Source organism: Actinomadura sp. NPDC000600, from assembly GCF_040492135.1.
GTDB lineage: Bacteria > Actinomycetota > Actinomycetes > Streptosporangiales > Streptosporangiaceae > Spirillospora.
Map to the genome: position 1 here is coordinate 26,370 of NZ_JBEUPD010000029.1, position 24,480 is coordinate 50,849.

Sequence of the window (24,480 nt, forward strand, 5' to 3'; positions counted from 1 at the left end):
CCCTTTCCCGCGCGGTTTCAGGAGCGGGACGGGACCGCCGCCGGTTCGCGGCGGCGGTTCGCCAGCACCGCGTCCAGCGCCCAGGCGCCCGGCCCGAGCACCGCGATCAGCAGGAACGCCCAGCAGAACATCGTCGCGCTCTCGCCGCCGTTGCGCAGCGGCAGCAGCGCGTGCGGCTGGTGGACGGTGAAGTACGCGTAAGCCATCGAACCGGACGCGAGGACGGCCGCGGGCCGGGTGAGAAGCCCGGCCAGGACCAGCGCGCCGCAGACGAGCTGGATGAGCGCGGCCCACCAGCCCGGCCAGGCGGCGAACTCGACCGCGTGGCCGCTGCCCCGGTTGCCGCCGAGCACCCCGAACAGCGACGCCGCGCCGTGGCACAGGAACAGCAGGCCCACGACGGCGCGGAACAGCGCGAGCACGGGTTCGGCCAGTCGGTCCACGGGGATCATCCTTCGGTCACCCAGCCGTGCATGATCCCCATGACGTCCGAGAAGCCCTCGTCGGACGCCTTGTAGGACGCGGTGATCTTCAAGGTGTCGCCGAAGTTGATCCGGCCGATGGGCGAGCCGCTGCACGACGGCATGTTCGACACCTCGGTCATGCCGTGGTGGTCGATGAACTCCGGCGTGCCGCCCTCCTCCGCCTCGCTGCGGCAGAACAGGCGCCCGGTCGTGACGTCCTCGGTCTGCACGGCGACACCGCCGTGGTGCAGGTGCCCGCGGATGTGGACGAGGTCGCCCGACACGGTGGAGCGCCACGTCCTGGACTTCTCGCTCTGCTGCCCGGCCGGGACGTCCCAGGTGGAGTCGAGGCAGCCGCCCGCGTCCAGCCACAGCGGGATCACCGGCCTGATGTGCGAGCCGAGCACCGGCTGGTAGGTGAAGGTGAACTGGACGTAGACGGTCTTCTCCTCGTGCGCGTGGTTCATCAGGTCGGCGAGGAGCGTCCAGCGGTCGAGCGGGGCCATCCGGAACCCGTAGCCGGCGGGGAAGACGCTCTCCATCCGCTCGTTGCCGGACGCGAGGACGCGCCGCGACCCGCCGCAGACGGTGTCCCACGCCGCCGAATTGAAGATGACCGCGTGGTGCAGCATCGGCCCGGTGTTGATGTTGGCGTTGCTTCCGTCGGCGTAGACGAGATTCGGCTTGAACCCCGTGACGAAGCAGCTCTCGCACGGTTTCGCCACGTCCACGGCGATCTGGTTCGGCAGTTCGCCGTGCTCGCCGTTCGCCGCTTTGGGAATGGTGTAGGGGCCGTACCGGAGGGTGACGGTCTGGGCCTGCGCGACCGGCTCGGCCGGCGCGGCCTGCGCGGTGGCGGGCTGCATTGTGGCGGGCAGCACGGCGCCGGCGAGCAGCGCGAACGCGCCGAGAAGCGCGAGCAGCGTTCTTCGGGACAAGGGGGTCCTCCTTGGGGAGCCGCGCCGGGCGGGAACTCCGGCGCACTTTTCTGCATGCGGCGGCCGACCGGTGAGGAAAGGGATTCCGCGTCCTTGCGGGAAAGGCCGTCCGCGACGCCCACACAGTGAACTCCGCCACAGGTGAAGTCAATTGTGCCGGGACACAACCGCGACGGCCGGCGTGATGAGCTGTGATTTCGCCGGGCGGCCGGAATGGAGACCGGCGATTTCGCCGATACCCTTGCCGACCCTTCCGCCGAGGCGCGCCGCGCGGGTGTGGAACCCGCGAACCCGGGCATGTGGGCCGACGCCCGCACGCGGGGCCCCCGGCCCCACTAGTCTCAGCCGGGGCGGGGTGCCGGGCCCCGCCGTCCATGAGGAGGAGTACGCAGGTGTTCGAGTCGGTGCTCGTGGCGAACCGCGGCGAGATCGCAGGCCGGATCGTGCACACCGCCCGCGCGATGGGGCTCAAGGCCATCGCGGTGTACTCCGCGGCCGACGAGGGGTTGCCCTTCGTCGCCGAGGCGGACGAGGCCGTCCTGATCGGGCCCGCCGAGCCGTCCGGCAGCTACCTGAACGCCGCCGCGATCCTGGAGGCCGCGCACCGGACGAACGCGCAGGCCGTCCACCCGGGCTACGGGTTCCTCTCCGCCAGCCCCGCGTTCGCCCGGCGGGTCGCCGAGCGCGGCCTGGTCTGGGTCGGCCCCCCGCCGCTCGCCATCGCCCGGACGGGCGACAAGATCAACGCCCGGAACCTGATGAAGGAGGCGGGCGTCCCCGTCGCGCCGGGGGTCTGGGAGCCGGTCCCGGACGCGGCCACGGCGGTCGAGGAGGCCGAGCGCATCGGCTACCCGGTCATGGTGAAGCCCGCCGCGGGCGGCGGCGGCATCGGCCTGGCGGCGGCCTACGACGAGGCGTCGCTGCGCAAGGCCTACGAGGAGGCCCGCGCCGCCGCCGAGCGGCTCTTCGGCCGGGGCGACATCCTGCTGGAGCGGTACGTGGAGGGCGCCCGGCACGTCGAGGTGCAGATCCTCGGCCTCGCCAACGGCACCGTGGTGGCGCTGGGCGAGCGCGACTGCTCCGTCCAGCGCCGCTACCAGAAGGTCGTGGAGGAGTCCCCGTCCCCCGCCGTCGGCCCGGCGCTGCGCGAGCGGATGCTGGCCGCCGCCGTCCGCGCGGGCGAGGCCGTGGACTACCGGGGCGCGGGCACCGTCGAGTTCCTGGTCGACCCCGCCGCGCAGGCCTTCCACTTCCTGGAGATGGACCCCCGCCTCCAGGTCGAGCACCCGCTGACCGAGATGGTCACCGGCATCGACCTCGTCGAGCAGCAGTTCCTCATCGCCGCCGGGGAGCCGGCCTCGTTCGGCGCCACATCGTTCAGCGCCGCCTCCCCGCGCGGCCACGCCATCGAGTTCGGCGTCCACGCGGAGGACCCGCACCGCTTCCTGTCCGGCACCGGCAAGATCACGGTGTGGGAGGAGCCCGTCGGGGACGGCATCCGCATCGACGCCGGGTACGCCGAGGGCACCACGGTCACCCGCCACTACGACCCGCTGCTGGCCAAGCTGTGCGTCCACGGCGACGACCGCCGCCACGCGCTGGCCCGCGCCCGCGCCGCCCTCGACGCGCTCCGCATCGAGGGCCCGCCGACGAACCTGCCCTTCCTGCGCGAGGTGCTCGACCGCCCCGAGTTCGCGGACGGCACCTACGACACCGGGCTCGTGGTGCGCATGCGCCGCCCGCAGGCCCCCTGAGCACCGCCCCGGCGCCCGTCGTAGAGTGACGCCGTGTACTGCGACCGCTGCGGCGAGCCCGCCGAGGGCGACCACGCCACCTGCCGGACCGCCCGCCGGATGGAACCGCCCCGCTACTGCGCCCACTGCCGCCGCCGCCTGATCGTCCAGGTGACCCCGACGGGCTGGACGGCCCGCTGCTCCCAGCACGGCCCCCTCGCCCCCGCCTCCTAGAACGCCAGGGCGTAGGTGAGGAGTTCGAGGCCGGGGACCGGGGTCCAGTCGCGGTCTGGAGTGCGGACGAAGCCCATTTTCTCGTACATGCGCTGGGCGGACTCCATGTTGCGCTGCGTCGACAGGCGCAGGCCCGCCAGACCGGCCGTGCGGGCGCGCTCGACGCAGGCGCGCACCATGGCGCGGCCCGCGCCCTTGCCCCGGGCCTTCTCCAGGACGGCGAGCATGCGGATCTCGGCCTCGTCCGGTCCGGCCAGCTCCGCGTAGGGGCTGTCGGGCGGGCAGTAGGCGACGGCCCCGGCGATCTCCCCGGCGTCCTCTGCCACGAGCAGTACGGCTCTCGCCGCGCGGTCGGCGGCGTTCCGCAGCTTCGGAACGTACGTGGAGGACGGGCTGACCAGGCCGCCGCGCACGTAGACCTCCACGGTCAGCTCGCCGACGAGGTCGTACTCGTCCGGGCGCGCCGTGCGCACGATCACTTGACGTCCTGGCAGGAGGACTCGTCGGGGAGAAGGGGGCGCAGGCGGACGGAGTAGGTCTGGCCGCCGCTGCGCCACGCGGTGTCCGGGGCCATGGCCGGGACCTTACCGGTAGGGGCCTCGGTGCAGACCGCCCCGGCCACCTGGACGCCCTTGCCCAGCGGTTCCAGCGGCCACGTCTTGACGGCGCCTCCCGCCGGGGGCCCGGCGAGGACGGCGGTCTTCTCCGGTTTGTAGGGCTTTGGCGCCCCAGCCAGGTCGGACGCGGGCCAGGCGGCGGGGTCGAGCCGCTTCAGGAACCGCGCCTCCGGGCCCGCCTGCGACTCGGGCTGGACGATCCGGGTCGTCGCGCCGTCCATCGTGACGACGACCGTGATCGCGTCCGCGACGTTGCCGGCGCCGACCGTGTGCGAGCGGCCGAGACCGGCGGCGCGGGCCTCGTCGAGGAGGCGCCGCAGCGCGTCGGGCTTCAGGCGGTACTCGGTCGGCACGCCCTGGGCCGGGGCCACCGCGACGCCCGTGGAGTAGAGGGAGAAGTCGGGGAGGCTTCCAGGGCCGCCGAGACCGGCGATGCCGCCGGTCTTGCGCCAGCGCAGGACGAGCCTCTCGCCTGCGGGGGTGTCGCCCGCGGGGGACGATGACGTGGAGGGTGCGGGGGAGGACGGCGAGGGCCCGGTGGTGCCGGAGTCGTCGCCGCAGGCGGCCAGCGCGGTGCAGGCGGTCAGGGCCGCGCAGGCGAGTGCCGGCACCCGGCGGGAGCGTGTGTACGGACCGGCCATGACGGTTGGACGCTCGGCGGCCCGCCCCGGTTCCGTCCGATACAAGAATTTCCGCCGGAAGTCTGTGGGGTCCGGCCACGGGCCGGATCCGCGCCTTCGCTAGTGTGCCGAACTGTGAGTGTGCTCGTTGTGACCGGGACCTGCACGGGCGTGGGGAAGACCGTCGTCACCGCGGCGCTGGCGGCGCTCGCCGCCGCGCGCGGCGCGTCGGTCGCCGTCGTCAAGCCCGGCCAGACCGGCGTCGGCGGCGGGGAGCCCGGCGACCTCGCCGAGGTCCGCAGGCTCGCCGGGATCGACGACGTGCACGAGTGCGCGCGGTTCCCCGACCCGCTGTCCCCGGCCGCGGCGGCCCGCCGCGCCGGGATGCCGCCCGTGCGGATGCCGGACGTCGCCGAGTGCGTCCGGGAGCTGGCGGCCGACCGGCGGCTGGTGCTGGTCGAGGGGGCGGGCGGCCTGCTCGTCCGCTACGACGACGAGGGCTCCACGATCGCCGACCTCGCGCGCTGGCTCGGCGCCGCAGTCGTGGTGGTCGCCCGGCCGGACCTCGGCACGCTCAACCACACGGCGCTCACCCTGGAGGCGATGGCGCACCGCGGGGTGCAGCTCGCCGGGGTGGTGATCGGCGCGTGGCCGGACGAGCCCGACCTCGCCATGCGCAGCAACATCCGCGACCTGGAGACCATCGCGGCCCGCCCGCTGTCGGGGGCCCTGCCCGCCGGCGCCGGCGCCCTGGACCCGGCGGAGTTCCTCGTGGCCGCGCACCGCGGCCTGGCCCCCACGTTCGGCGGCGCGTTCGACGCCGCCGCCTTCCGCGCCGCCTACGGCCTCGACAAGGAGAACACGTGACGGACATCCTCGACATCGCGCGCCGCCAGGTACTGGACGAGGGCCGAGGCCTGTCGGAGCAGCAGGTCCTGGAGGTGCTGAACCTGCCGGACGACCGGCTGCAGGACCTCCTCGCGCTCGCCCACGACGTCCGGATGCGGTGGTGCGGGCCGGAGGTCGAGGTGGAGGGGATCGTCTCGCTGAAGACCGGCGGCTGCCCGGAGGACTGCCACTTCTGCTCGCAGTCCGGCAAGTTCGAGTCGCCCGTCCGGTCGGTGTGGCTGAACATCCCCGAGCTGGTCGAGGCGGCGAAGGAGACCGCCGGGACGGGCGCCACCGAGTTCTGCATCGTGGCCGCCGTGCGCGGCCCGGACGAGCGGCTGATGTCGCAGGTCCGCGAGGGCGTCAAGGCCATCAACGACGCCGTCGAGATCAACATCGCGTGCTCGCTCGGCATGCTCACCCAGGAGCAGGTGGACGAACTGGCCGCGATGGGCGTCCACCGTTACAACCACAACCTGGAGACGGCCCGCTCCCACTTCCCGAACGTGGTCACCACGCACTCGTGGGAGGAGCGCTGGGAGACCCTCCGCATGGTCAAGGACGCCGGGATGGAGGTCTGCTGCGGCGGCATCGTCGGCATGGGGGAGAGCGTCGAGCAGCGCGCCGAGTTCGCCGGGCAGCTCGCGGAGCTGGAGCCCGACGAGGTCCCGCTGAACTTCCTCGCGCCGCGCCCCGGCACCCCGTTCGCCGACTACCCGCTGGTCGAGGGCACCGAGGCGCTGAAGACGATCGCCGCGTTCCGGCTCGCCCTGCCCCGCACCATCCTGCGCTACGCCGGGGGCCGCGAGCTCACCCTCGGCGACCTCGGCACCCGTGAGGGCATGCTCGGCGGCATCAACGCCGTCATCGTCGGCAACTACCTCACCACGCTGGGCCGTCCGGCGCAGCAGGACCTGGACCTGCTCACCGAGCTCCAGATGCCGATCAAGGCCCTCGGCAAGACGCTCTGACGCGCCGCGCGGCGGGTCAGCGGCTCAGGCGGGTGATGAACTTGTACCGGTCGCCCCGGTACAGGGACTGCGCCCACTCGACCGGCTGGCCCGTCGTGTCGAACGCGTGCCGGGAGAGCAGCAGCATCGGGAGGCCGACGTCCACCCCCAGGAGCTGGGCGTCGTGCGGGGTCGCGAGGACGGTCTCGATCGTCTCCTCCGCCTCGGTCAGGTGGACGTCGTAGGCGGTGGCGAGCGTCTCGTACAGGGAGTGGTGGCGGGGCAGCTCGCGGCGCAGGCCGGGGAACCGGCGGGCCGGGAGGTGGGAGGTGTCGATCGACATCGGCTCGCCGTCGGCCAGCCGGAGGCGGTGGATCCGCAGCACCCGGCCGCCCGGGCGGATGCACAGGAGGGTGGCGAGGCGCTCGTCGGCGCTGACGTAGCCGGCCTCCAGGATGCGGGTCTCGGGGCGCAGCCCGTGGTGCCGCATGTCCTCGGTGTAGCTGACGAGCTGGAGCTCCTGGGCGACCTTCGGCTTGGCGACGAAGGTGCCCTTGCCCTGGATGCGCTGGAGGCGCCCCTCGACGACGAGTTCGGCGAGGGCCTGCCGCACGGTGGTGCGGGACGTCTCGTACTTCTCGGCGAGGGTCCGCTCGGGCGGCAGCGGGCTGCCCGCCGGAAGCGACTGGATCAGCTCGACCAGCAGCTCCTTGAGCTTGTAGTACTTCGGGATCCGGGGCGCCTGGTTGGGGTGGCGCTTACCGATGTCGCCGAGCGAGACCCGGTCGAAGCCGTGCTCGAACCCGCCCCCGTGCCGGGGCCCGCCCCTGACCTCCGTCACGGCATCTCCTCACGTTCATCACCGGTTTCCCCGATGTTATGGGTGAAGACTACGGCCGGTAGAGGATGCCGTTTCCGCCAGGGCCGCCCGCAATCGTGTGAGGTCGGACTCGTCCAGCGTGGCGCGTGCGGTGAGGCGCAGGCACGCGCGCCCCTTCGGGACCGACGGCGGACGGAAGCAGCCGACGCGGAGGCCGTGCTCAGCGCAGATCTCGGCGGCCCGCAGCGCGGCCCGCGGCTCGCCCAGGAACACCGGGACCACGGCGGCCGCGGGCTCGGCCGTTTCCAGGCCGGAACCGGCCGCCAGGTTTGAGATCGCGACGGCCCGTTCGCGGGCTCGGCCCGGCAGCCCGGGGTCGGACGCGAGCACGTCCAGCGCGGCGAGGGCGGCGCCCACGGCCGGCGGGTTCAGGCCGGTGTCGAAGATGAACGACCGCCCGGTGTCCACCAGGGCGTCGATCACCTCCGGGGCGCCGAGGACCGCCCCGCCCTGCGACGCCAGGGACTTCGACAGCGTGAGGGTGAGGACGACGTCCGGTTCGCCCGCGAGGCCGGCGGCGTGCGCGGCGCCCCGGCCCCCGTCGCCGACGACGCCGAGCGCGTGCGCCTCGTCGATCACCAGCAGCGCGCCGTGCGCCCGGACGGCGGCGTGCAGCGCGCCCAGCGGCGCCAGGTCGCCGTCCACGGAGAACACCGCGTCCGTGACGACGAGGGCGTGGTCCTCCTCGCGCTCGGCGAGGGCCTGCTCGACCGCGGCGGCGTCCCGGTGCGGGACGATCACGACGCGGGACCGCGACAGCCGGCACGCGTCCACGATCGAGGCGTGGTTGACCTGGTCGGACACCACGAGCGTGTCGGGCCCGGCGAGCGCGGTGACGGCGCCGAGGTTGGCGAGGAAGCCGGAGGAGAACACCAGGCCGGCGGCGCTGCCGGTGAACGCGGCGAGCCGCCGGTCCAGCTCGGCGTGCAGCTCCGTCGTCCCGGTGACCAGGCGCGAGCCGGTGGAGCCGGTGCCCCACTCGCGCGCCGCGGCGACGGCGCCCTCGACGAGCCGCGGGTCGCCGGACAGCCCGAGGTAGTCGTTGGAGGCCAGGTCGGTGAGCCCGTCCCGGCGGGGGCGCAGCGTCCGGCGCAGCCCGGCGGCGGCGCGCCGCCCGGCCGCGTCCCGGAGCCGCGCGAGAGGGTCTCGTCCTGCGGTCATGCCGGGCATCCTGCCAGGTGGCCCCGGAGGCGGGACCACCTGCCCCGACACCGAAAACCATCGGCGATGATGGTGGTGTGCCTACCTTGACCGATCTGGTCCGCGACCACACCGACCTCACCGACACCGATCTGGAGTGGCTCCACGCACTGGTCTCGGACTGGCAGCTGCTGGCCGACCTGTCGTTCGCGGACCTGCTGCTGTGGGTGCCGCTGCGGTCGGCGGACGCGCTGCCCGCCGACGGGCCGTCCCGCGCGGGCCGGGGCAGGGCGGGCGCGCTCGACACCGGCGCGGCCGTCCCCGGCTGGGTCGCGATCGCGCAGATGCGGCCGACGACGGGCCCGACCGCCTACCCCGAGGACCTGGTCGGCAAGGTCGTCCGGACCGGGCGGCGCGGGCTGATCGACGTGGCGTGGCGGGAGCGCCGGATCGTCCGCGAGGGCGACCCGGAGTGGGGCAGCGGCATCCCCGTCCGGGAGGAGTCGATCCCGGTGCGCCGCGGCGCCAAGATCCTCGGGGTGATCCAGCGCAGCACGAACCTGAGCTCGGCGCGCACCCCGTCCCGGCTGGAGCTGACCTACCTGCAGAGCGCCAGCGACCTCGCCACGATGATCTCCGAGGGCCGGTTCCCGGTACCGGGCGAGGAGCCGAACATGGTCCGCTCGCCGCGCGTCGGCGACGGCCTCATGCGGCTGGACCGCTCCGGCAAGGTCACCTACGCCAGCCCGAACGCCCAGTCGGCGTACCGGCGGCTCGGCTATCCCACCGACCTGGTCGGCGAGGCGCTCGGGCAGATCACCGCGGACCTGTGCGACACCGGCGAGCCGATGGAGGAGGCGCTGAGCGTCGTGCTGTCCGGCCGCGCGCCCCGCGAGGTCGAGGTCGAGTCGCGCGGGTCGATCATGCAGCTGCGGACCATCCCGCTCGTCGTCGGCGGGACCCGGATCGGCGCGATCGTGCTGTGCCGGGACGTGACCGAGCTGCGCTGGCGCGACCGCGAGCTGATGACCAAGGACGCCACCATCCGGGAGATCCACCACCGGGTGAAGAACAACCTGCAGACGGTCGCGGCGCTGCTGCGGCTCCAGGCGCGGCGGCTGCGGATCCCGGAGGGCCGGGCCGCACTGGACGAGGCCGTCCGGCGCGTCGGATCGATCGCGATCGTGCACGAGACGCTGTCGCACACCCCCGACGAGCTGATCGACTTCGACGACATCGCCGACCGGGTCATCACGATGGCGGGGGAGGTGTCCACCCCGGAGACGAAGGTCACGCCCAAGCGGACCGGCAGCTTCGGCGTCCTGCCCGCCGAGGTCGCGACGCCGCTGGCGATGGCGCTCACCGAACTGCTGCAGAACGCCCTGGAGCACGGCCTGGCGAACCGGTTCGGAACCCTGGAGGTCGTCGCGCACCGCTACGGAGAGGGCGAGGTCTCCCGCGATCCGGGCGGCGTCTCCGTCTGGGGCGAGTGGACCGCTCCCGGCGCGAACGAGCCCCGGACCCCGGGAGGCGAGGCCGAGCCCCCGTCCGGCCGCCGCCTGGTCACGGTCGTCGCGGACGACGGCGTCGGCCTGCCCCCCGACTTCGACATGGAGAGCAGCGACAGCCTCGGCCTCCAGATCGTCCGCACCCTCATCGTCGGCGAACTGGGCGGCCACCTGGACTTCCGCCCAAGAGAAGGCGGAGGCACCGAGGTGGTAGTAGACATCCCCCTAGACCACCACCGCCCGAGCCGCCCCTGATCACGGCCGTTGACTCTGGTCCGTGCGCACTGCGAGCAGCCGGCGCCTCAGCCGTCAAAAACCTGAAGGTGTGCGATCGCGTGCGAAGCCAGTTTCGAGCGAAGCAAGAAACTGATCGCGCAGCGAGCCGCTAGGCGAGCCGGAGCGATGCCAGCGATCGCAGCAGTGCCCGCAAGGAAGGCGCTCTAGCGCCTGACGCTAAGGGCGCTGCGATTAACACGCGCCCTGCGGCGCAGCGCGCGGCGCTCGTCTTCGCCCATGCCGCCCCAGACGCCCGACTCCTGGCCGGACTCCAGGGCCCAGCGCAGGCAGGCGTCGCTGACGTCGCAGCGGCGGCACACCTGCTTGGCCTCCTCGATCTGCAGGATCGCGGGGCCGGTGTTGCCGATGGGGAAGAAGAGCTCGGGGTCCACGTCACGGCAGGCTGCGCGGTGGCGCCAGTCCATGCGGTCCACTCCTTCGTCGGGTGGTGGAGTAACTCCACGTTTGTGAACGGGTTCACATGTTGCGGACGCCCGGGGTGGCGATGGCCAGATCCAGGGTCGTTGTTCGGCGGCGCCGCGAGCAGGTGACCAGCGGCGTTGGGGTCCCTGTCAGCAGGCGCACTTTGAGCGTTTCAGGCGGGTGCGGGCAGACGCAAGACCTTTGAGAAAGGATTCTCAAAGTATGGGTGTCGCATGTGTCACACCCATCGGTCGGGCGTGTTACGCGGCTCTCACGGCGGGGCCGCCCGCCCTCAAATCACGATGCGTATCGCTTTCGGGACGGAGCGGAACGTGACCGTCCGGTGTTCGCCGAGGTAGTCGCCGTCCAGCTGGAACGCCACGGGCCGGTCCGCGCGCAGTGTGACCTCGGCCTCATCGTGCAGGTTCAGCACGTGCCGCCCCTGAATGGGATGCGAGCGCGTGGTCAGCATCTGGGCCAGCGCCCCCAGCGTCGGGCCGAGTTCCAGGGAACGCATCCCGAACACGTCCAGGCCGCGCGCGAAGTTCGCCTTCGGACTCGGATTCATCGGCAGCCTCCCCATGAAAGTCCACGGGGACGTATTGGAGATGAACGCCAGGAACAGCCCCGATTTCGGTGGCCGTCCGGGCCGTTCCAAAGTGAGCGCCGGACGGCGCCGATCTGTGCCGGAGAAGAAATGCCGTATCGCGGTCCGCGCGTACAGCGACGGGTCGGCCCGGAAGCCGGCCGCGCGCCGCCGCTCCACCTCCCGGACGACCTCCGCGTCCAGCCCCACCCCGGCGCAGAACGTGAAGTAGCGCTCGGGGGCGCCGGGATGGCTCGCCGCGCCGAGCCCCACCGTCCGGTGCCGGCCCGCCCGCAGCGCCTCCAGGACGGCGCGCGTCGCGCCGATCGGGTCGTTCGGCAGGCCCAGCGCGCGGGCGAAGACGTTCGCGCTCCCGCACGGGAGCACCGCGAGCGCCGGAAGGTCGGGGGACGGCCCCTCCGCGAGCACGCCGTTGACGGCCTCGTTCACCGTGCCGTCCCCGCCCAGGGCGATCACGACGTCGTAGCCCTCGACCGCCGCCTGCCGGGCCAGCTCGGTCGCGTGGCCGCGGTGGCCCGTCTCGGCCAGGACGAGGTCGAGGTCTCCGGTGAAGGCCCGCATGAGGATGCCGCGGGCCCGCCGGGAGGTGGAGGTCGCCTTGGGGTTGGCGATGAGCATGGCGCGCACGGCGTCAGGGTATCGATCGTTCCGGACCCGTTCGCCCGCGGTTTCCCCTGAGGACGAGCCGCGGCACCGGGCGAGTAGTGTTTCGGGATGTGACCAAGCGTCCCTTCACCGTGCAGGCCGCCGCCGCCCTCGAGGCCGTGGAGGGCGCCGCCGCCGTCGGGTTCGGCGTCTTCACCGGAGTAGAGACCGCCGCCGGCGCCGCCGTCGACCCGGCCAGCGGGATCGGAGTCACCGTCCTCGCCCTCGCCGGCGGCCTCGGCATGCTCGGCTGCGCCCGCGGGCTGCTGCGCGCCGCCCAGTGGAGCCGCGCCCCCTCGGTGCTGACCCAGCTGTTCGCCCTGCCGGTCGCGTGGTCGCTGTGGCAGAGCGACCAGCCCGCGATCGCGATCCCGCTCGGCGTGGTCGCGGTCCTCGCGCTGATCGCCGTCCTGAGCCCGCCGACCACCGCCTGGCTCATCGAAGACCACGACGAGGACGGCGACGACGGCGACGAGGAGCCGCGGGAGGACGCCGAACCCGCGAAGACGGGCGGCGCCCCGCCGAGCACGGAGCCGCGCTCCCTCGGACAGCGCCTCAAAGACCGCCTCAACGAGCAGCCCACCAAGAACACCAAGAGCTGACCGGACGCCGAAAGGGCCCTGAGGAACCGTCCTCGGGGCCCTTTCGGCTCATCACGCGCTACTCGTCGGCCGTCAGGCCCTCGCGGAGCTGTGCGAGGGTCCGGGCCAGCAGCCGGGACACGTGCATCTGGGAGATCCCCAGCTCGGCGGCGATCTGCGACTGCGTCATGTTGCCGAAGAAGCGCAGCAGCAGGATCTTCTTCTCCCGCGCCGGGAGCTTCTCCAGCAGCGGCTTGAGGGACTCGCGGTACTCCACGCCCTCCAGCGACTCGTCCACCATGCCGAGCGAGTCGGCCACCGCGGGGGCGTCCTCGTCGCCGGAGTCGGGGGCGTCGAGGGACACCGTGGAGTAGGCGTTCGCCGACTCCAGGCCCTCCAGCACCTCCTCCTCGCTCATCTGCAGGTGCGCGGCCAGCTCGCTGACGGTCGGGGCCCGGCCCTCCCGCTGCGCGAGATCGCTGATCGCCTTCGTCAGCGACAGCTTCAGCTCCTGGAGCCGCCGCGGCACCCGCACCGCCCAGCCCTTGTCGCGGAAGTGCCGCTTGATCTCACCGACGATCGTCGGCGTGGCATAGGTGGAGAACTCCACCCCGCGTTCCAGGTCGAACCGGTCGATCGACTTGATCAACCCGATCGTGGCGACCTGGATCAGGTCGTCCAGCCACTCGCCGCGGTTGCGGAAGCGCCGGGCGAGATACTCCACCAGCGGCAGATGCAGCTCCACGAGCTGGTCGCGGATGCGCTGGCGCTCCGGGTCGCCCTCCGGCAGCTCGGCGAGACGCTCGAACAGCGCGCGCGCCCGGGCCCGGTCGGGTACGGCGCTCTCCGTCCGCTCGGTCGCCGCACCGGCGACCGCGGTCTGCTCCGTCGTCGTCTTCTCCGTCACGGCGCCCCCGCCGCACCGCGCCGCTTCTGCAGCGTCACGATGACCCGGTCGTCGGCGCCCACCCGGGCGTCCACCTCGCCCGCCAGGGACGACAGGACCGTCCAGGCGAACGTGTCGCGGCTCGGCTCCTCGCCGTCCACCGTCAGGACCGAAACGGAGATGCGCATGGCGTCTCCCGTCAGCTCGAACTCGCACGTCAGGTCGGTGCCGGGCACGGCCTGGGCGAGCAGCATCGCGCACGCCTCGTCAACGGCGATGCGCAGGTCTTCTATCTCGTCCAGCGTGAAGTCCAACCTGGCCGCCAGACCCGCGGTGGCGGTCCGCAGCACGGACAGGTAGGCACTCGCGGCAGGCAGCTTCACCGTGACCACGTCACGGACGGACAACTTCGTACTGGTCGGCATTGCAGCGGTTTCCTCGGTCACGTCACTCCCTCGCAGGATGGTCCCGCTGACATCGAAACTACCGCCTGTGAGCCGTGCTGCGAGACTTCGGCGCGCTGTGTTTATTTGCGTTGCGTTGGGCTGGGGCGCCTGGGGCGCCCCAGCCCAACGCAACGCGTGCGATCGCTGGCATCGCTCCGTCTCGCCTTGCGGCTCGCTGCGCGATCAGTTTCTTGCTTCGCTCGAAACTGCCTTCGGACGCGATCGCGGTGCTTGAGCCCGGCGCGTGGTTGCTGTGGTGGCGGGTGATGTGTGCGGAGCGGGGGGTGCGGTCGGTGCGTTGGTGCGGGGGTCTACCGCGGCTTGTGGGGGGTTGCTCTGGCGCTCCGAGTCGCCTAGCGGCTCCCTGCGCGACTGGCCCTCGCTTCGCTCGTGCCGTGCGTGGGGGTGGGGTGCGGGTTTGTGGGGGTGCGGGGGGCTTCGGCTCGCCTTGCGGCTCGCTTCGCGGTTGGCCCTCGCTGCGCTCGTGCCGTGCGTGGGGGTCGGGTGCGGGTTTGTGGGGGTTGCTCTGGCGCTTCGGCTCGCCTGGCGGCTCGCTTCGCGGACTGGCCCTCGCTTCGCTCGTGCCGTGCGGGAGGTCGGGTGCGGGTTTGTGGGGGCGCTGGTGGTTTCGGCTCGCCTGGTGGCTCGTTTCGCTGGTCTTGCCTTGCTCCGGCCTTGAGGCGGGGAGTTCAGGTTCTTGCTGGGTGGGGTGGGGGGAGTAGGGCGCCTCGGTGGGTTATTACCTCGGCGGCCAGGGTCGTGGCTGTTTCGGCTGCTTGCTTTTGGGGTGTGCCTGTTAGGCGGGAGGCCAGGTAGGCGCCGTTGAAGGCGTCGCCGGCGGCTGTGGTGTCTCTCACTTGTACGTGGGGGACGGCGGGGATTGGGATCTGGGTCCTGGTGTCGGAGATCACGCAGCCCTGGGCGCCCTGTTTTACGGCGATCTCGGGGACTCCTGCCTTTCTTAGGCGTCTGATCGTGTCTGTGGGGGTTCTGTCGCCGAAGACGGCCTGGTCGTCGGTGTGGGTGGGGAGGGCTATGTCGGTCCGGGTCAGGACGGCGGACATGGCTTCGGCGGCGGCCTTGGGGGAGGGCCAGCCGGCGGGGCGGTAGTTGCCGTCGAAGGCGACCATGCCGCCGCGGCGGCGGGTCTCGTCCAGGACGTCCAGGAGCCTTGCGCGGGCGGCGGGGGTGAGGATCGACAGGGTGATGCCCGATAGGTAGACGAGGTCGTGGGCCGCTATCGCGTCGTCGATCTCCCGGGGGTGGGTCGGGCCGAACAGGGCGCGGGCGGCTGATTGGGATCTGTAGTAGTGGAACGTTCGCTCGCCCGCTTCGTCCGTGCGGATCAGGTAGAGGCCCGCTTGGCCGCCGGGGACGGTGCGGGTGAGGTCTGAGTTGACGCCGTGGGCGGTCCAGGATTCGCGCATCTGGGTGCTGTAGGGGTCGTCGCCTACGAGGGTGACGAACTGGACGTCGGCGGTGGGGGCGGTGCGGGCCAGGTAGGCGGCGGTGTTGAAGACGTCGCCGGCGTAGCCGAGGGCGAGGCGGTCGGGGGCGAGGTGGCTCAGTTCGATCATGCATTCGCCGATCAGGGCGACGGTCGGCATGGCGCTTCCTCTCTCGGGCGGCAGAGGCGACGATACATCTAGACAGCAAGTGATCTGATGACTCACACTTCGGGGTGTCGCGCCTGAGTGAGAAGGGACGCCCATGCCGCTGCGGGGTTATGACGAGGACGGGTACGCGATCTTCCGGAACGTGCTGGATCCGGAGCTGGTCGCCGAGGCGGATCAGCACGTCCGCTGGTTGCAGGAGCGGTATCCCGACCGGACCGGAGAGGACCTCTCCACGGAGCTGGTCGCCAAGGACCCCTTCTGGGTACGGCTGGTCTCCGACGACCGGCTGCTCGATGTCGCGGAGCAGTTCATCGGGCCCGATATCGCGCTGTTCGCGTCCGCCTACATCTCCAAGCCGCCCTACATGGGGAAGGCCGTGCTGTGGCACCAGGACGGGGCGTTCTGGCCGCTCGACCCGATGCGCGTGGTGACGCTGTGGCTCGCCATCGACCGGTCCACGCCGGAGAACGGGTGCCTGCGGGTGATCCCAGGCACCCATAGGGAGGGCCTGCACGAGGTGCGGGAGCGGGACGACGCCGACGCGGTGTTCGGAGTGGAGAGCGCCGTGGGCGTGGACGAGTCCCGCGCGGTGGATCTCGTCCTGGAGCCCGGGGACGTCGAGGTCCACCACCCGAACATCATGCACGGCAGCAACGCGAACGAGTCGCCCTATCGGCGGTGCGGGCTGACCATCCGGTACATCCCGACCTCGACCCGGATCACGGCGGAGCCGCTGCCGTTCCCCTCTGCGCTGCTGCTGCGCGGCGATCCGGGGGTGAACGTGTACCAGCCGCGGCCCCGGTACGTGGCGGGGGAGCACTTCCCGTTCAGCGGTGCGGAGGACTGGGGCTGATGGGGCGGCACCGGCCGTCCCGCAATTGGGGCGCTCGCGTCCACGAGATCACCTGGGCCGGGCTGGAAGCCGTGGTCCTGGAGAACGAGCTGCTGCGGGTGACGGTTCTGGTGGGCAAGGGCGGTGACATCGCGGAGTTCTGCTACAAGCCGCGCGACATGGACTTCGTGTGGCTGTCGCCTGGTGGGCTGCGTGATCCGCGAGACGTGGCCGGGGGAGCGGGCGACGACGTCGCCCTGTTCCTCGACGGTTATGAGGGCGGCTGGCAGGAGGTGCTGCCGAACGGGGGTGCGCCGAGCACGTACCGGGGGGCGGCGTTCGCGCAGCACGGGGAGGTGGCCGGGCTGCCGTGGGACGCCGAGATCGTGGTCGACGAGGCTCGGGAGGTCGCCGTCCGGCTCACCGTGCGGGGGCGGCGGATGCCGCTTCGGGTCGCCAAGACGCTGCGGCTCAGGGGCGGTGAGGCTGAGCTCGCCATCGAGGAGGAGCTGGTCAACGAGTCGGGGGTGGCGCTGGAGGCGATGTGGGGGCACCACGTCGTGTTCGGGGCGCCCTTCCTGCGGCCGGGGCACCGGATCAGGCTGGCCGAGGGCGCGCGGGTCGTGCCGCACGAGACGGCGATCGGCCCCGGCGGGCGGCGGGTGCGGGCCGGTGGGCCGCATGAGTGGCCGCGCGTTCCGGCTGACGGCGGTGGGGTCGTCGATCTCGACGTGGTGCCCGAGGCGGGGGTGCCGAGTGAGATCGTCTACCTCACCGGGCTGGACGAGGGGCGCTACGAGGTCGTCGATCCGGCCGGTTTCGGGATGCGGGTGCGCTGGGACGCGGACGTCCTGCCGCACCTGTGGCTGTGGCAGGAGTTCGGGGCGACCACGGGGCATCCGTGGTGGGGCCGCGCCTACGTGATGGGTCTGGAGCCGTTCGCCGGCTACCCGACGGACGGGCTGGCCGCCGCCGTCGCGAACGGCACCGCGTTGAGGCTGGGGCCGCACGCGCGGCGGAGCCTGTGGCTGCGCGCGGCGGTCATCGAGGAGGGCATGTGAGGGAGTTCGAGGGCAGGGTCGCCGTGGTGACCGGTGGGTCGCTGGGGATCGGCCGGGCCGTGGTGGAGCGGCTCGCGCGCGACGGCGCCGCCGTGGTGTTCTGCGGCATCGGCGAGGACGAGGTCCGCCGGGCGGAGGACGAGCTGCGGGGTGAGGGGCTTGACGTCACCGGCGCCGTGGCCGACGTGACGGACGCCGTGCGGATGGAGTGGCTTGTCGGGGAGGCGGTGTCCAGGCACGGCGGCCTGGACGTCCTGGTGACGTGTGCGGGCGTGCAGCGGTACGGGACGGTCGAGGAGACGTCCGAGGAGCTGTGGGACGAGGTGATCGGCGTCAACGCCAAGGGGGTGTTCCTCGCCTGCCGCGCCGCCGTGCCCGAGCTGCGGCGGAGGGGCGGCGGGGCGATCGTCACGGTGTCGTCGGTGCAGGCGTTCGTCTCGCAGGACCGGGTCGCCGCGTACAGCGCCAGCAAGGCCGCGATCAACGCGCTGACGCGGTCGGTGGCGCTCGACCACGCGGCGGACGGCATCCGCGCGAACGCGGTGTGTCCGGGGTCGGTCGACACGCCGATGCTGCGCTGGGCCGCCGACCTGTTCCGCGGTGAGAAGGACCAGGACGCGCAGGTCGCCGAGTGGGGGCGGACGCATCCGCTCGGCCGCGTCGCGGCCCCGGCCGAGGTCGCGGAGGTCGTGGCGTTCCTCGCCGGGCCCCGCTCGTCGTTCGTGACCGGTGCCGAATACCGGGTCGACGGGGGGCTGCTGGCGCGCAATCCGGCGGCGCTTCCGGAAATCTGAGTAAAGATCTAGACACCAAGTCATTTGATGACTCATGATGTGGGGCGCACGAGCGTGCGGCAGCGACCTCGCGGAGGTTTCCCATGCAGGAGTCCGTCCCTCCTCGTCTCTTCTCTCCCGATCGGCCCTCTTCCGTTCACGCGTGGCGCCGCCGTGCCGGCGTCGTCGCGTCCGCCCTGCTGCTCGCGGTCGCGCCCGCCGTCCCGGCGGGCGCCGACGCGCACGGCCGCGGCCACGCCGCCGCCGGACCCACGTGCTCCGGGCAGACCGCGCCCAGCTTCGGCACGGCTTCGCCGAACACCGCTCTCAACGGCAAGTTCACGGCCTACGGCAACAGCAACACGCTGCTGGACGACTGGACCGGCGCGGACACGACGTACTCGCTGAAGCTCTCGGACGGACGCATCGTCTACGCCTACTCCGACACCTTCCTCGGGCAGGTCAACGCGGACGGATCACGGCCGGTGGTCGTCGAGGAGGGCGGGACGACGCCGTTCATCAACAACTCGTTCGTCGTCCAGGGGACGGGCGGCGGCCTCACCACCGTGCACGGCGGGACGGCCGCCGCCCCCAAGGCGGTCATGCCGCCCGCGCAGCCCGCCCACTGGTACTGGGCGGGCGACCTCACCCAGAGCGGCTCGGAGGTCCAGCAGCTCTACCGCGAGTACTACGACCCCGACCCGAACAACGGCACCGGGTGGGACATGAAGTTCAAGGACAACGTCCTCGCCCGCTTCTCCACCGGGAACCTGGCCGCGCCGACCGTCCAGGCGATGCCCTCGGCCTCGGGCGTGCAGTGGGGGTCCGCCCTCCTCAAGGACGGCGGCTACACCTACGTCTACGGCACCGAGGACTACACCGACCCCCAGACGCAGGCGAACACCAAGTACCTGCACATCGCGCGGGTCGCCGGCACGGACCTGCGCGGCGCCTGGCAGTACCGCACGGCGAGCGGCTGGTCGTCCGCCGAGGCGGACTCGGCGCGGCTGATGAGCGGCGTCTCGAACGAGTTCAGCGTCACCAGGCGCGGGACGCACTACATCATGGTCAACCAGGATTCGAGCATCGCGTTCGGCGGCGAGATCGACGTCCTGCTGTCGTGCTCGGCGGCCGGGCCGTTCAGCGGTGAGCAGACCGTCTACCAGACGCCCGAGACCGGGCCGTACGGCTCCTACGGCGACCCGGACATCTTCACCTACAACGCCCACCAGCACGCGGCGCTCTCGTCCAGCGGCAGCCTGGTGATCTCCTACAACGTCAACAGCCTGGACGCCACCAAGGGCCCGGCCAATGACAACTACCGGGACGTCAGCATCTACCGGGCGCGCTACGTCAACCTCCCCGTCTCCGGCTGATCCCCCTAGCCGCGGCGCCGCCGTTCCGTCCACGGCGGTACCGCTCCCCGCGCCCCCGGGTGACCTCCCGCCCGGGGGCGCGTCCCCTTTCCCACTCCCTGGAGGTCCGGCCCATGCACCTCGACCCCGAACTCGCCGCCGCGCTCGACGGCATGCCCTACGTCGGCCTCGCGGACCCCATCCGGGCCCGCGCCGCCATGAAGGACCTGGTCCGCGCGCTGGCCCGGCCCGCCTCCGACGGGAGGGCCGAGGTGGAGGACCGGGCGATCCCCGGGCCGCCCGGCGCGCCGCCGGTCCCGGTGCGGATCTACCGGCCGCGCGCGACGCCCGCTCCCGTGCTCGTGTACTTCCACGGCGGCGGCTTCGTGACCGGCGGGCTGGAGAACGAGCACGAGCGGTGCCTGGAGTTCGCCGGGGAGGACGGGATCGCGGTCGTGTCGGTCGACTACCGGCTCGCGCCGGAGCATCCCTTCCCGGCCGGGTTCGAGGACTGCTGCGCCGCGACCGCCTGGGCCCACGAGCACGCGGAGGAGTTCGGCGGGGACCCCGGGCGGGTCGCGGTCGGAGGCGGGAGCGCGGGCGGGGCGCTGGCCGCCGCCGTGGCGCTGCGGGCGCGGGACGAGGGCGGTCCGCCGCTGGTGTTCCAGATGCTCCTGTACCCCGTCCTGGACGACCGGATGGCGATGCCGTCCATGCGGACGTTCACCGAGCCGCCCCTGTTCAACAGCGGCGATGTCCGGCACATGTGGCGCCACTACCTCGGCGGGCGGACGGACGTCCCCGCCTACGCGGCCCCCGCGCGCGCCGGCGACCTGAGCGGGCTCCCGCGCGCCTACGTGCTCCTGCCCCAGCTCGACCCGCTCCGGGACGAGGGGTTCGCCTACGCTCACCGGTTGATCGTCTCCGGGGTTCCCACGGAGCTTCACCATGTGCCGGGCGCATGCCACGGTTTCGACGGCATCATGTCGGCGCGGCCGGGGCGGCTCGCGTTCGAGGAGCAGCGCGCCGTCCTGCGGCGATGTCTTTTCGGGAGGCTGGACAGCGCAGTCGCTAAGTGATTAGATGACTTTACTTCTTGGGAACGAGGTGGCGATGTCACAGGATGTGGCCCGGCCGAGCCTGGCGGACGCCCTCACCGAGCGCATGCTGGAGCTGATCAGGGCCGGCGGCCTGCGCGCCGGCGACCGGCTGCCGTCCGCGCGGGAGCTGTCCCAGCGCTTCGCGGTGACCACGCCGACGCTGCGCGAGGCGCTGCGCCGGCTGGAGGCCACCGGGGCGATCCAGCTCCGGCACGGCTCGGGCATCTACGTGGGCGCCGACCTCGAACGCGTGGTCATCCCCAACCCCAACGTCCGGGAGCTGGAGGCCGACCGGCTGCTCCAGCTGCTGGACGCGCGGCTGCTCATCGAGCCGCCGCTGGCCGGCCGCGCCGCCCGGCGGTCGCGGCCCGCCGACATCGAGCTGCTCCGCGCCATCCTCGACCAGGCGGGCGCGGACCTCGGCGGCGCCGGGCAGGAGGCGGAGACCCGCCTGCACAAGGCCAACATGGCCTTCCACCGGGAGGTCGCCGGCGTCGCGGGCAACTCCGTGCTCTGCGAGGTCATCGACTCCCTGCTGTCGGTGCACGCCTCCGAGCAGCGGGCGATACAGCGGATCTTCGACGACCGCGTCCGCGACTTCGACGAGCACACCGCGATCCTCGCCGCCATCGAGGCGGGCGAGGAGCGGGAGGCGGAGTCCCTCATGCGGTCCCACCTCGCCGACATCAAGCACGTGATCGAGCAGCGGCTCGCCTGAGCGGCCGCCCCACTGCCGCCGGCGCCCGCGCCGTGCGGCCGGTTCACCCTTCCCTGATTCCATCCTTCGACCACCCCGATCGGGCATCGCCGCCCGATGAAGGAGGCTCACCATGGTGCCGTCCAAGCGACTCCAGGTGACCGCGCTCGCCGCGGGCGCGCTGCTACTCGCCGTCGGCTGCGGGTCCGGCGACTCGGGCGGGAGCAAGTCCGAGCTCAAGCTCTACAACGACAAGGGCGCGTGGAAGCCCTTCTTCGAGCAGATGGGCGCCCTCGGCAAGCAGCAGACCGGCCTCGGCATGACGCCGGTCGGCTACACCGACGAGCCGACCTACACGGCGTTCATCAAGACCTCGTTCCGCACCAACGTCAAGCCCGACCTGTTCACCTGGACGACCGGCGGGCGCCTCGAAGAGATCGTCAAGCAGAACCAGGTCGCCGAGACCACGAAGATCTGGCAGGACGCCATCGGCAGTGGCGACCTCACCGAGGACCTGAAGAAGTACTACACCGTCGACGGCAAGCAGTACTGCGTCCCGCTGAACACCGCCTACTGGGGCATGTTCTACAACAAGAAGGTCTTCGCGAAGTACGACCTGAAGCCGCCGACGACGTGGGCGGAGCTGGAGAAGACCGCGCAGACGCTCAAGTCGAAGGGGCAGGTGCCCTTCAACCAGACCACCCCCACGTCGCTGTTCTCCTTCGCCTGGTTCGAGCAGATCCTCGCCGGCACCGACCCCGACCTGTACGAGCGGCTGTCGAAGGGCCAGGCGTCCTACACCGACCCCGGCGTCGTGAAGGCGATGGAGCGCTGGAAGTCGATGATCGACGCCGGGTGGTTCAGCAAGCCCGGCGACAAGGCCGACCCCGCCGACCACTTCAAGTCCGGCGACGCGGCCATGGTCATCAACGGGACGTGGTTCAACACGAGCATGACCCAGCGCGGCCTCAAGCAGGGGACGGACTACGGGTTCTTCTTCATCCCGAACGTGGACCCGGCGCTGCCGAAGCGGTCGCTGGTGTTCGAGAGCGGCCCGCTGTGCTCGCTGCGCAAGGCCCCCGACCCCGCCGCGAGCACCAAGTACCTCAAGTGGTGGATCACTCCCGCCGCGCAGGAGAAGTGGGCGAACGCGCGCGGCGACGTGTCCGGCAACCCGAAGGTCAAGGTCGCCGACCCCGAGCTGGACAAGGTCACCAAGGAGGCCGCCTCCGACGGCAACCGGCTGGTCCTGCGCTACTTCGAGGCCGCGCCCGCCCCCGTGCTCACCGAGGCGCTCAGCGGCTTCGACAAGTTCCTCAACAAGCCGGAGACCTACATGGACGTCCTCAAGAGCATCCAGAAGGTGAACGAGGACTACTGGAAGTCGCACTGATCCATGAGCACGAATAAGGCCACCGCCGACCGTCCCGGGCCGGCGGTGGCGCCCCCCGCGGGCGGCGGCCCCCGCAAGGCGTCCGGCGCCCGCCCCGGCAAGGGGTTCGCGCTGCACGGCCGGTTCCGGCACGTCTACATCTCGCCCGCCGTACTGTTCGTCGCCGTCCTGCTCTACCTGCCGTTCCTGTGGACGGCGTACCTGAGCTTCACCAGCTACGACGGCCTCGCCTCACCCGAGTTCACCGGCCTGGACAACTACAAGCGGCTCCTTGAGGACGATGCGCTCGTCACGTCGATCCGCAACACGCTGCTGTGGGTCGTCGGAACCGTCGTCCTGCCGGTGGGGCTCGGACTGCTCGTCGCCGTCCTCTCCTACGACCTCAAGCGCGGCGCGTGGTTCCGGCTGCCGTTCCTGCTGCCGTACGCGATGTCCGGCGCCGGTCTCGGCGTGATCTGGGGATTCATCCTGCAGCCGGACGGGATGGCGAACCAGATCCTGACCCTGCTCGGCATGCCGGGCGGCGACACCGCGTTCCTGCAGGACGGCCCCCGCAACACCATCGCGATGATCGTGGTGTGGACGTGGCAGCAGCTCGGCGTCAACATGCTGCTGTTCGTCGTCGGCCTCCAGTCGATCCCGAAGGGGCCGATCGAGGCCGCCCGCATCGACGGCGCGTCCGGATGGTCGATGTTCCGGCACGTCGTCTGGCCGCTGATGCGCCCGATCACCACCGTCGTGTTCGGCCTCGCGCTCGTCGCCGGGCTGAAGAACTTCGACATCGTGTGGGTGATGACGCAGGGCGGGCCCGGACGCTCGTCCGAGACCCTCGCCGTGACCATGTACCGGGACGTGTTCGTCGCCAACGAGTACGGCTACGGGTCCGCGGTCGCGGTGCTGCTCACCACCGTCACGGGACTCGCCTCGTACGTGTACCTGCGCCGCCAGGCGAGCAGGGAGGAGACGCCGCGATGAACGGAGCGAAACTGGTCCACGTGCGCCGGGCCGTGCTGGCGGTGCTGGGCCTGGTGTGGCTCTTCCCCACCTACCTGATCGTCGCGAACGCGCTCCGGCCCGCCCGCGACTACGACCCGTCGGACGCGGTGAGGCCGCCGTCCTCCATCGGCCTGCTCGACAACATCGCGCAGGCCTGGGACCGGACCGCCGTGGGCGACACCCTGCTCAGCACCCTGCTGTACAGCGTCGTCTCGCCCGCGCTGGCCGTCCTGATGGGGGCGCTCGCCGGATACGCGATCGTGGTGCTGCGACTCAGGCACGGCTTCGCCTGGTTCGTGGTGATCTTCGCCGGGACGGTCGTGCCGTTCCAGATGCTCCTGGTGCCGCTGTTCGTCGGCTACAGCAAGGTGGCGCTGTACGACGGCCACCTCGGGCTGATCATCATCTACTCGGCGGTCAACGTGCCGCTGGCCGCCCTGGTGATGCGCAACTTCTTCGGCAACGTCGCCGTGTCGATCTTCGAGGCGGCCCGGCTGGACGGCGCGTCCACCTTCCGGATCTTCTGGCGGATCTACCTGCCGCTGTCGGCGGCGGCCCTCGCCGCCGTGTTCATCCTGGAGTTCACCTTCGTCTGGAACGACCTGCTGTTCGGCCTGACGCTCTCGCAGTCGGAGACCGTCCGGCCCGTGTGGGCCGAACTGTCCGCGCTGACCACCGACGTCTACGCCGGCACCCCCGTGCCGATCGCGCTGGCCGCCGGCCTGGTGGTCTCCCTACCGACCGTCGTGCTCTTCCTGGCGACCCAACGCCTCTTCACCCGCGGCCTAACGCTCGCCCAGTTCTGAAGGCTCCCGAAAGAG

At 72.0% G+C, this 24,480-nt stretch carries 26 protein-coding genes; 15 read left to right on the forward strand and 11 right to left on the reverse strand.

The genetic code is table 11. The annotated features are described in order from the left end of the window. Positions 1 to 17: 17 nt before the first annotated feature. The gene (locus tag ABWI07_RS32265) at positions 18 to 452 is read right to left on the reverse strand and encodes a DoxX family protein (protein ID WP_353820893.1); all 435 of its coding nucleotides are present in this window, start codon (positions 450 to 452) and stop codon (positions 18 to 20) included. Next, entirely contained in the window at positions 449 to 1,402 is a 954-nt protein-coding gene (locus tag ABWI07_RS32270; protein ID WP_149264905.1) for a hypothetical protein, read from the reverse strand. Before ABWI07_RS32270 ends, ABWI07_RS32265 begins: the two co-directional genes overlap by 4 nt. A 392-nt stretch (positions 1,403 to 1,794) precedes the next feature. On the opposite strand from ABWI07_RS32270, the gene ABWI07_RS32275 reads away from it, so the two are divergent. Beyond that, a complete protein-coding gene (locus ABWI07_RS32275) occupies positions 1,795 to 3,156 on the forward strand; it encodes an acetyl-CoA carboxylase biotin carboxylase subunit (RefSeq protein WP_353820894.1) in 1,362 nt (453 codons plus the stop codon). Positions 3,157 to 3,189: 33 nt separating this feature from the next. Beyond that, complete coding sequence (bsaP, locus tag ABWI07_RS32280) at positions 3,190 to 3,369, forward strand: biotin synthase auxiliary protein BsaP (protein ID WP_149264903.1); 180 nt, start codon at positions 3,190 to 3,192, stop codon at positions 3,367 to 3,369. Here bsaP and ABWI07_RS32285 read toward each other — a convergent pair. Both ABWI07_RS32285 and ABWI07_RS32290 read right to left on the reverse strand, forming a co-directional pair. Continuing rightward, positions 3,366 to 3,848: a GNAT family N-acetyltransferase gene (locus ABWI07_RS32285; RefSeq protein ID WP_353820896.1), complete on the reverse strand. Its 483-nt coding sequence runs from the start codon at positions 3,846 to 3,848 to the stop codon at positions 3,366 to 3,368. The two genes, bsaP and ABWI07_RS32285, sit on opposite strands and share 4 nt — an antisense overlap. Then, a complete protein-coding gene (locus ABWI07_RS32290; RefSeq protein ID WP_149264901.1) occupies positions 3,845 to 4,597 on the reverse strand; it encodes a hypothetical protein in 753 nt (250 codons plus the stop codon). The genes ABWI07_RS32285 and ABWI07_RS32290 overlap by 4 nt, the downstream gene beginning before the upstream one ends. Positions 4,598 to 4,741: 144 nt before the next feature. Here ABWI07_RS32290 and bioD point away from each other — a divergent pair, with 144 nt between their 5' ends. Further along, entirely contained in the window at positions 4,742 to 5,473 is a 732-nt protein-coding gene (gene bioD, locus ABWI07_RS32295; RefSeq protein ID WP_149264900.1) for a dethiobiotin synthase, read from the forward strand. Further along, positions 5,470 to 6,465, forward strand: coding sequence for a biotin synthase BioB (gene bioB / locus ABWI07_RS32300; RefSeq protein WP_353820897.1), 996 nt, complete (start codon positions 5,470 to 5,472; stop codon positions 6,463 to 6,465). Before bioD ends, bioB begins: the two co-directional genes overlap by 4 nt. A gap of 16 nt (positions 6,466 to 6,481) precedes the next feature. Here the strand turns inward: bioB and ABWI07_RS32305 are convergent, their stop codons facing one another. Both ABWI07_RS32305 and ABWI07_RS32310 read right to left on the reverse strand, forming a co-directional pair. Beyond that, on the reverse strand, positions 6,482 to 7,210 hold the full coding sequence (locus tag ABWI07_RS32305; protein WP_089314517.1) for a GntR family transcriptional regulator: 729 nt from the start codon (positions 7,208 to 7,210) through the stop codon (positions 6,482 to 6,484). 111 nt (positions 7,211 to 7,321) lie between these two features. Beyond that, on the reverse strand, positions 7,322 to 8,494 hold the full coding sequence (locus tag ABWI07_RS32310; protein WP_502912873.1) for an 8-amino-7-oxononanoate synthase: 1,173 nt from the start codon (positions 8,492 to 8,494) through the stop codon (positions 7,322 to 7,324). 68 nt (positions 8,495 to 8,562) lie between these two features. Here ABWI07_RS32310 and ABWI07_RS32315 point away from each other — a divergent pair, with 68 nt between their 5' ends. Continuing rightward, entirely contained in the window at positions 8,563 to 10,227 is a 1,665-nt protein-coding gene (locus tag ABWI07_RS32315; protein ID WP_149264897.1) for a GAF domain-containing sensor histidine kinase, read from the forward strand. Between the two features lie 185 nt (positions 10,228 to 10,412). On the opposite strand, the gene ABWI07_RS32320 is transcribed toward ABWI07_RS32315, so the two are convergent. Both ABWI07_RS32320 and ABWI07_RS32325 read right to left on the reverse strand, forming a co-directional pair. Beyond that, positions 10,413 to 10,673 (reverse strand): WhiB family transcriptional regulator, encoded by a 261-nt coding sequence (locus ABWI07_RS32320; RefSeq protein ID WP_149264896.1) that lies wholly within the window; start codon positions 10,671 to 10,673, stop codon positions 10,413 to 10,415. 290 nt (positions 10,674 to 10,963) lie between these two features. After that, positions 10,964 to 11,905, reverse strand: a complete 942-nt coding sequence (locus ABWI07_RS32325; RefSeq protein ID WP_149264895.1) for a diacylglycerol/lipid kinase family protein — start codon at positions 11,903 to 11,905, stop codon at positions 10,964 to 10,966. An 89-nt stretch (positions 11,906 to 11,994) separates the two neighbouring features. Here ABWI07_RS32325 and ABWI07_RS32330 point away from each other — a divergent pair, with 89 nt between their 5' ends. Then, positions 11,995 to 12,525: a hypothetical protein gene (locus ABWI07_RS32330; protein ID WP_353820899.1), complete on the forward strand. Its 531-nt coding sequence runs from the start codon at positions 11,995 to 11,997 to the stop codon at positions 12,523 to 12,525. Positions 12,526 to 12,583: 58 nt separating this feature from the next. Here the strand turns inward: ABWI07_RS32330 and ABWI07_RS32335 are convergent, their stop codons facing one another. From ABWI07_RS32335 to ABWI07_RS32345, 3 genes are all read right to left on the reverse strand, one after another. After that, entirely contained in the window at positions 12,584 to 13,411 is an 828-nt protein-coding gene (locus ABWI07_RS32335; RefSeq protein ID WP_200842459.1) for an RNA polymerase sigma factor SigF, read from the reverse strand. Further along, positions 13,408 to 13,836: an ATP-binding protein gene (locus tag ABWI07_RS32340; RefSeq protein ID WP_149264894.1), complete on the reverse strand. Its 429-nt coding sequence runs from the start codon at positions 13,834 to 13,836 to the stop codon at positions 13,408 to 13,410. The genes ABWI07_RS32335 and ABWI07_RS32340 overlap by 4 nt, the downstream gene beginning before the upstream one ends. A 689-nt stretch (positions 13,837 to 14,525) precedes the next feature. Further along, positions 14,526 to 15,443, reverse strand: a complete 918-nt coding sequence (locus ABWI07_RS32345; RefSeq protein ID WP_353820900.1) for a sugar kinase — start codon at positions 15,441 to 15,443, stop codon at positions 14,526 to 14,528. A 103-nt stretch (positions 15,444 to 15,546) separates the two neighbouring features. Here ABWI07_RS32345 and ABWI07_RS32350 point away from each other — a divergent pair, with 103 nt between their 5' ends. The 9 genes from ABWI07_RS32350 (at position 15,547) to ABWI07_RS32390 (ending at position 24,465) form a co-directional block, all read left to right on the forward strand. Further along, the gene (locus tag ABWI07_RS32350; protein ID WP_353820901.1) at positions 15,547 to 16,305 is read left to right on the forward strand and encodes a phytanoyl-CoA dioxygenase family protein; all 759 of its coding nucleotides are present in this window, start codon (positions 15,547 to 15,549) and stop codon (positions 16,303 to 16,305) included. Next, positions 16,305 to 17,345, forward strand: coding sequence for a DUF4432 family protein (locus ABWI07_RS32355; protein ID WP_353820902.1), 1,041 nt, complete (start codon positions 16,305 to 16,307; stop codon positions 17,343 to 17,345). Before ABWI07_RS32350 ends, ABWI07_RS32355 begins: the two co-directional genes overlap by 1 nt. Next, positions 17,342 to 18,139: an SDR family NAD(P)-dependent oxidoreductase gene (locus ABWI07_RS32360; protein ID WP_149264197.1), complete on the forward strand. Its 798-nt coding sequence runs from the start codon at positions 17,342 to 17,344 to the stop codon at positions 18,137 to 18,139. The genes ABWI07_RS32355 and ABWI07_RS32360 overlap by 4 nt, the downstream gene beginning before the upstream one ends. Before the next feature lie 83 nt (positions 18,140 to 18,222). Beyond that, positions 18,223 to 19,494, forward strand: a complete 1,272-nt coding sequence (locus ABWI07_RS32365) for a DUF5005 domain-containing protein (RefSeq protein ID WP_353820903.1) — start codon at positions 18,223 to 18,225, stop codon at positions 19,492 to 19,494. Positions 19,495 to 19,607: 113 nt separating this feature from the next. Next, a complete protein-coding gene (locus ABWI07_RS32370; RefSeq protein WP_353820904.1) occupies positions 19,608 to 20,552 on the forward strand; it encodes an alpha/beta hydrolase in 945 nt (314 codons plus the stop codon). A 34-nt stretch (positions 20,553 to 20,586) separates the two neighbouring features. Beyond that, entirely contained in the window at positions 20,587 to 21,291 is a 705-nt protein-coding gene (locus ABWI07_RS32375; protein WP_149264194.1) for a FadR/GntR family transcriptional regulator, read from the forward strand. 112 nt (positions 21,292 to 21,403) lie between these two features. Beyond that, on the forward strand, positions 21,404 to 22,663 hold the full coding sequence (locus tag ABWI07_RS32380) for an ABC transporter substrate-binding protein (protein ID WP_149264193.1): 1,260 nt from the start codon (positions 21,404 to 21,406) through the stop codon (positions 22,661 to 22,663). Positions 22,664 to 22,666: 3 nt separating this feature from the next. After that, entirely contained in the window at positions 22,667 to 23,638 is a 972-nt protein-coding gene (locus ABWI07_RS32385; protein WP_149264192.1) for a carbohydrate ABC transporter permease, read from the forward strand. Next, the gene (locus ABWI07_RS32390; protein ID WP_353820905.1) at positions 23,635 to 24,465 is read left to right on the forward strand and encodes a carbohydrate ABC transporter permease; all 831 of its coding nucleotides are present in this window, start codon (positions 23,635 to 23,637) and stop codon (positions 24,463 to 24,465) included. Before ABWI07_RS32385 ends, ABWI07_RS32390 begins: the two co-directional genes overlap by 4 nt. Positions 24,466 to 24,480 lie beyond the last annotated feature (15 nt).

Excerpts from the sequence above, each read along its gene's own strand:
- ABWI07_RS32265 (WP_353820893.1), bottom strand. The coding sequence starts at position 452 with ATGATCCCCGTGGACCGACTGGCCGAACCCGTGCTCGCGCTGTTCCGC.
- ABWI07_RS32310 (WP_502912873.1), bottom strand. The coding sequence starts at position 8,494 with ATGCCCGGCATGACCGCAGGACGAGACCCTCTCGCGCGGCTCCGGGAC.
- ABWI07_RS32320 (WP_149264896.1), bottom strand. The coding sequence starts at position 10,673 with ATGGACTGGCGCCACCGCGCAGCCTGCCGTGACGTGGACCCCGAGCTC.
- ABWI07_RS32345 (WP_353820900.1), bottom strand. The coding sequence starts at position 15,443 with ATGCCGACCGTCGCCCTGATCGGCGAATGCATGATCGAACTGAGCCAC.
- ABWI07_RS32350 (WP_353820901.1), top strand. The coding sequence starts at position 15,547 with ATGCCGCTGCGGGGTTATGACGAGGACGGGTACGCGATCTTCCGGAAC.
- ABWI07_RS32355 (WP_353820902.1), top strand. The coding sequence starts at position 16,305 with ATGGGGCGGCACCGGCCGTCCCGCAATTGGGGCGCTCGCGTCCACGAG.
- ABWI07_RS32365 (WP_353820903.1), top strand. The coding sequence starts at position 18,223 with ATGCAGGAGTCCGTCCCTCCTCGTCTCTTCTCTCCCGATCGGCCCTCT.
- ABWI07_RS32370 (WP_353820904.1), top strand. The coding sequence starts at position 19,608 with ATGCACCTCGACCCCGAACTCGCCGCCGCGCTCGACGGCATGCCCTAC.
- ABWI07_RS32375 (WP_149264194.1), top strand. The coding sequence starts at position 20,587 with ATGTCACAGGATGTGGCCCGGCCGAGCCTGGCGGACGCCCTCACCGAG.
- ABWI07_RS32380 (WP_149264193.1), top strand. The coding sequence starts at position 21,404 with ATGGTGCCGTCCAAGCGACTCCAGGTGACCGCGCTCGCCGCGGGCGCG.
- ABWI07_RS32385 (WP_149264192.1), top strand. The coding sequence starts at position 22,667 with ATGAGCACGAATAAGGCCACCGCCGACCGTCCCGGGCCGGCGGTGGCG.
- ABWI07_RS32390 (WP_353820905.1), top strand. The coding sequence starts at position 23,635 with ATGAACGGAGCGAAACTGGTCCACGTGCGCCGGGCCGTGCTGGCGGTG.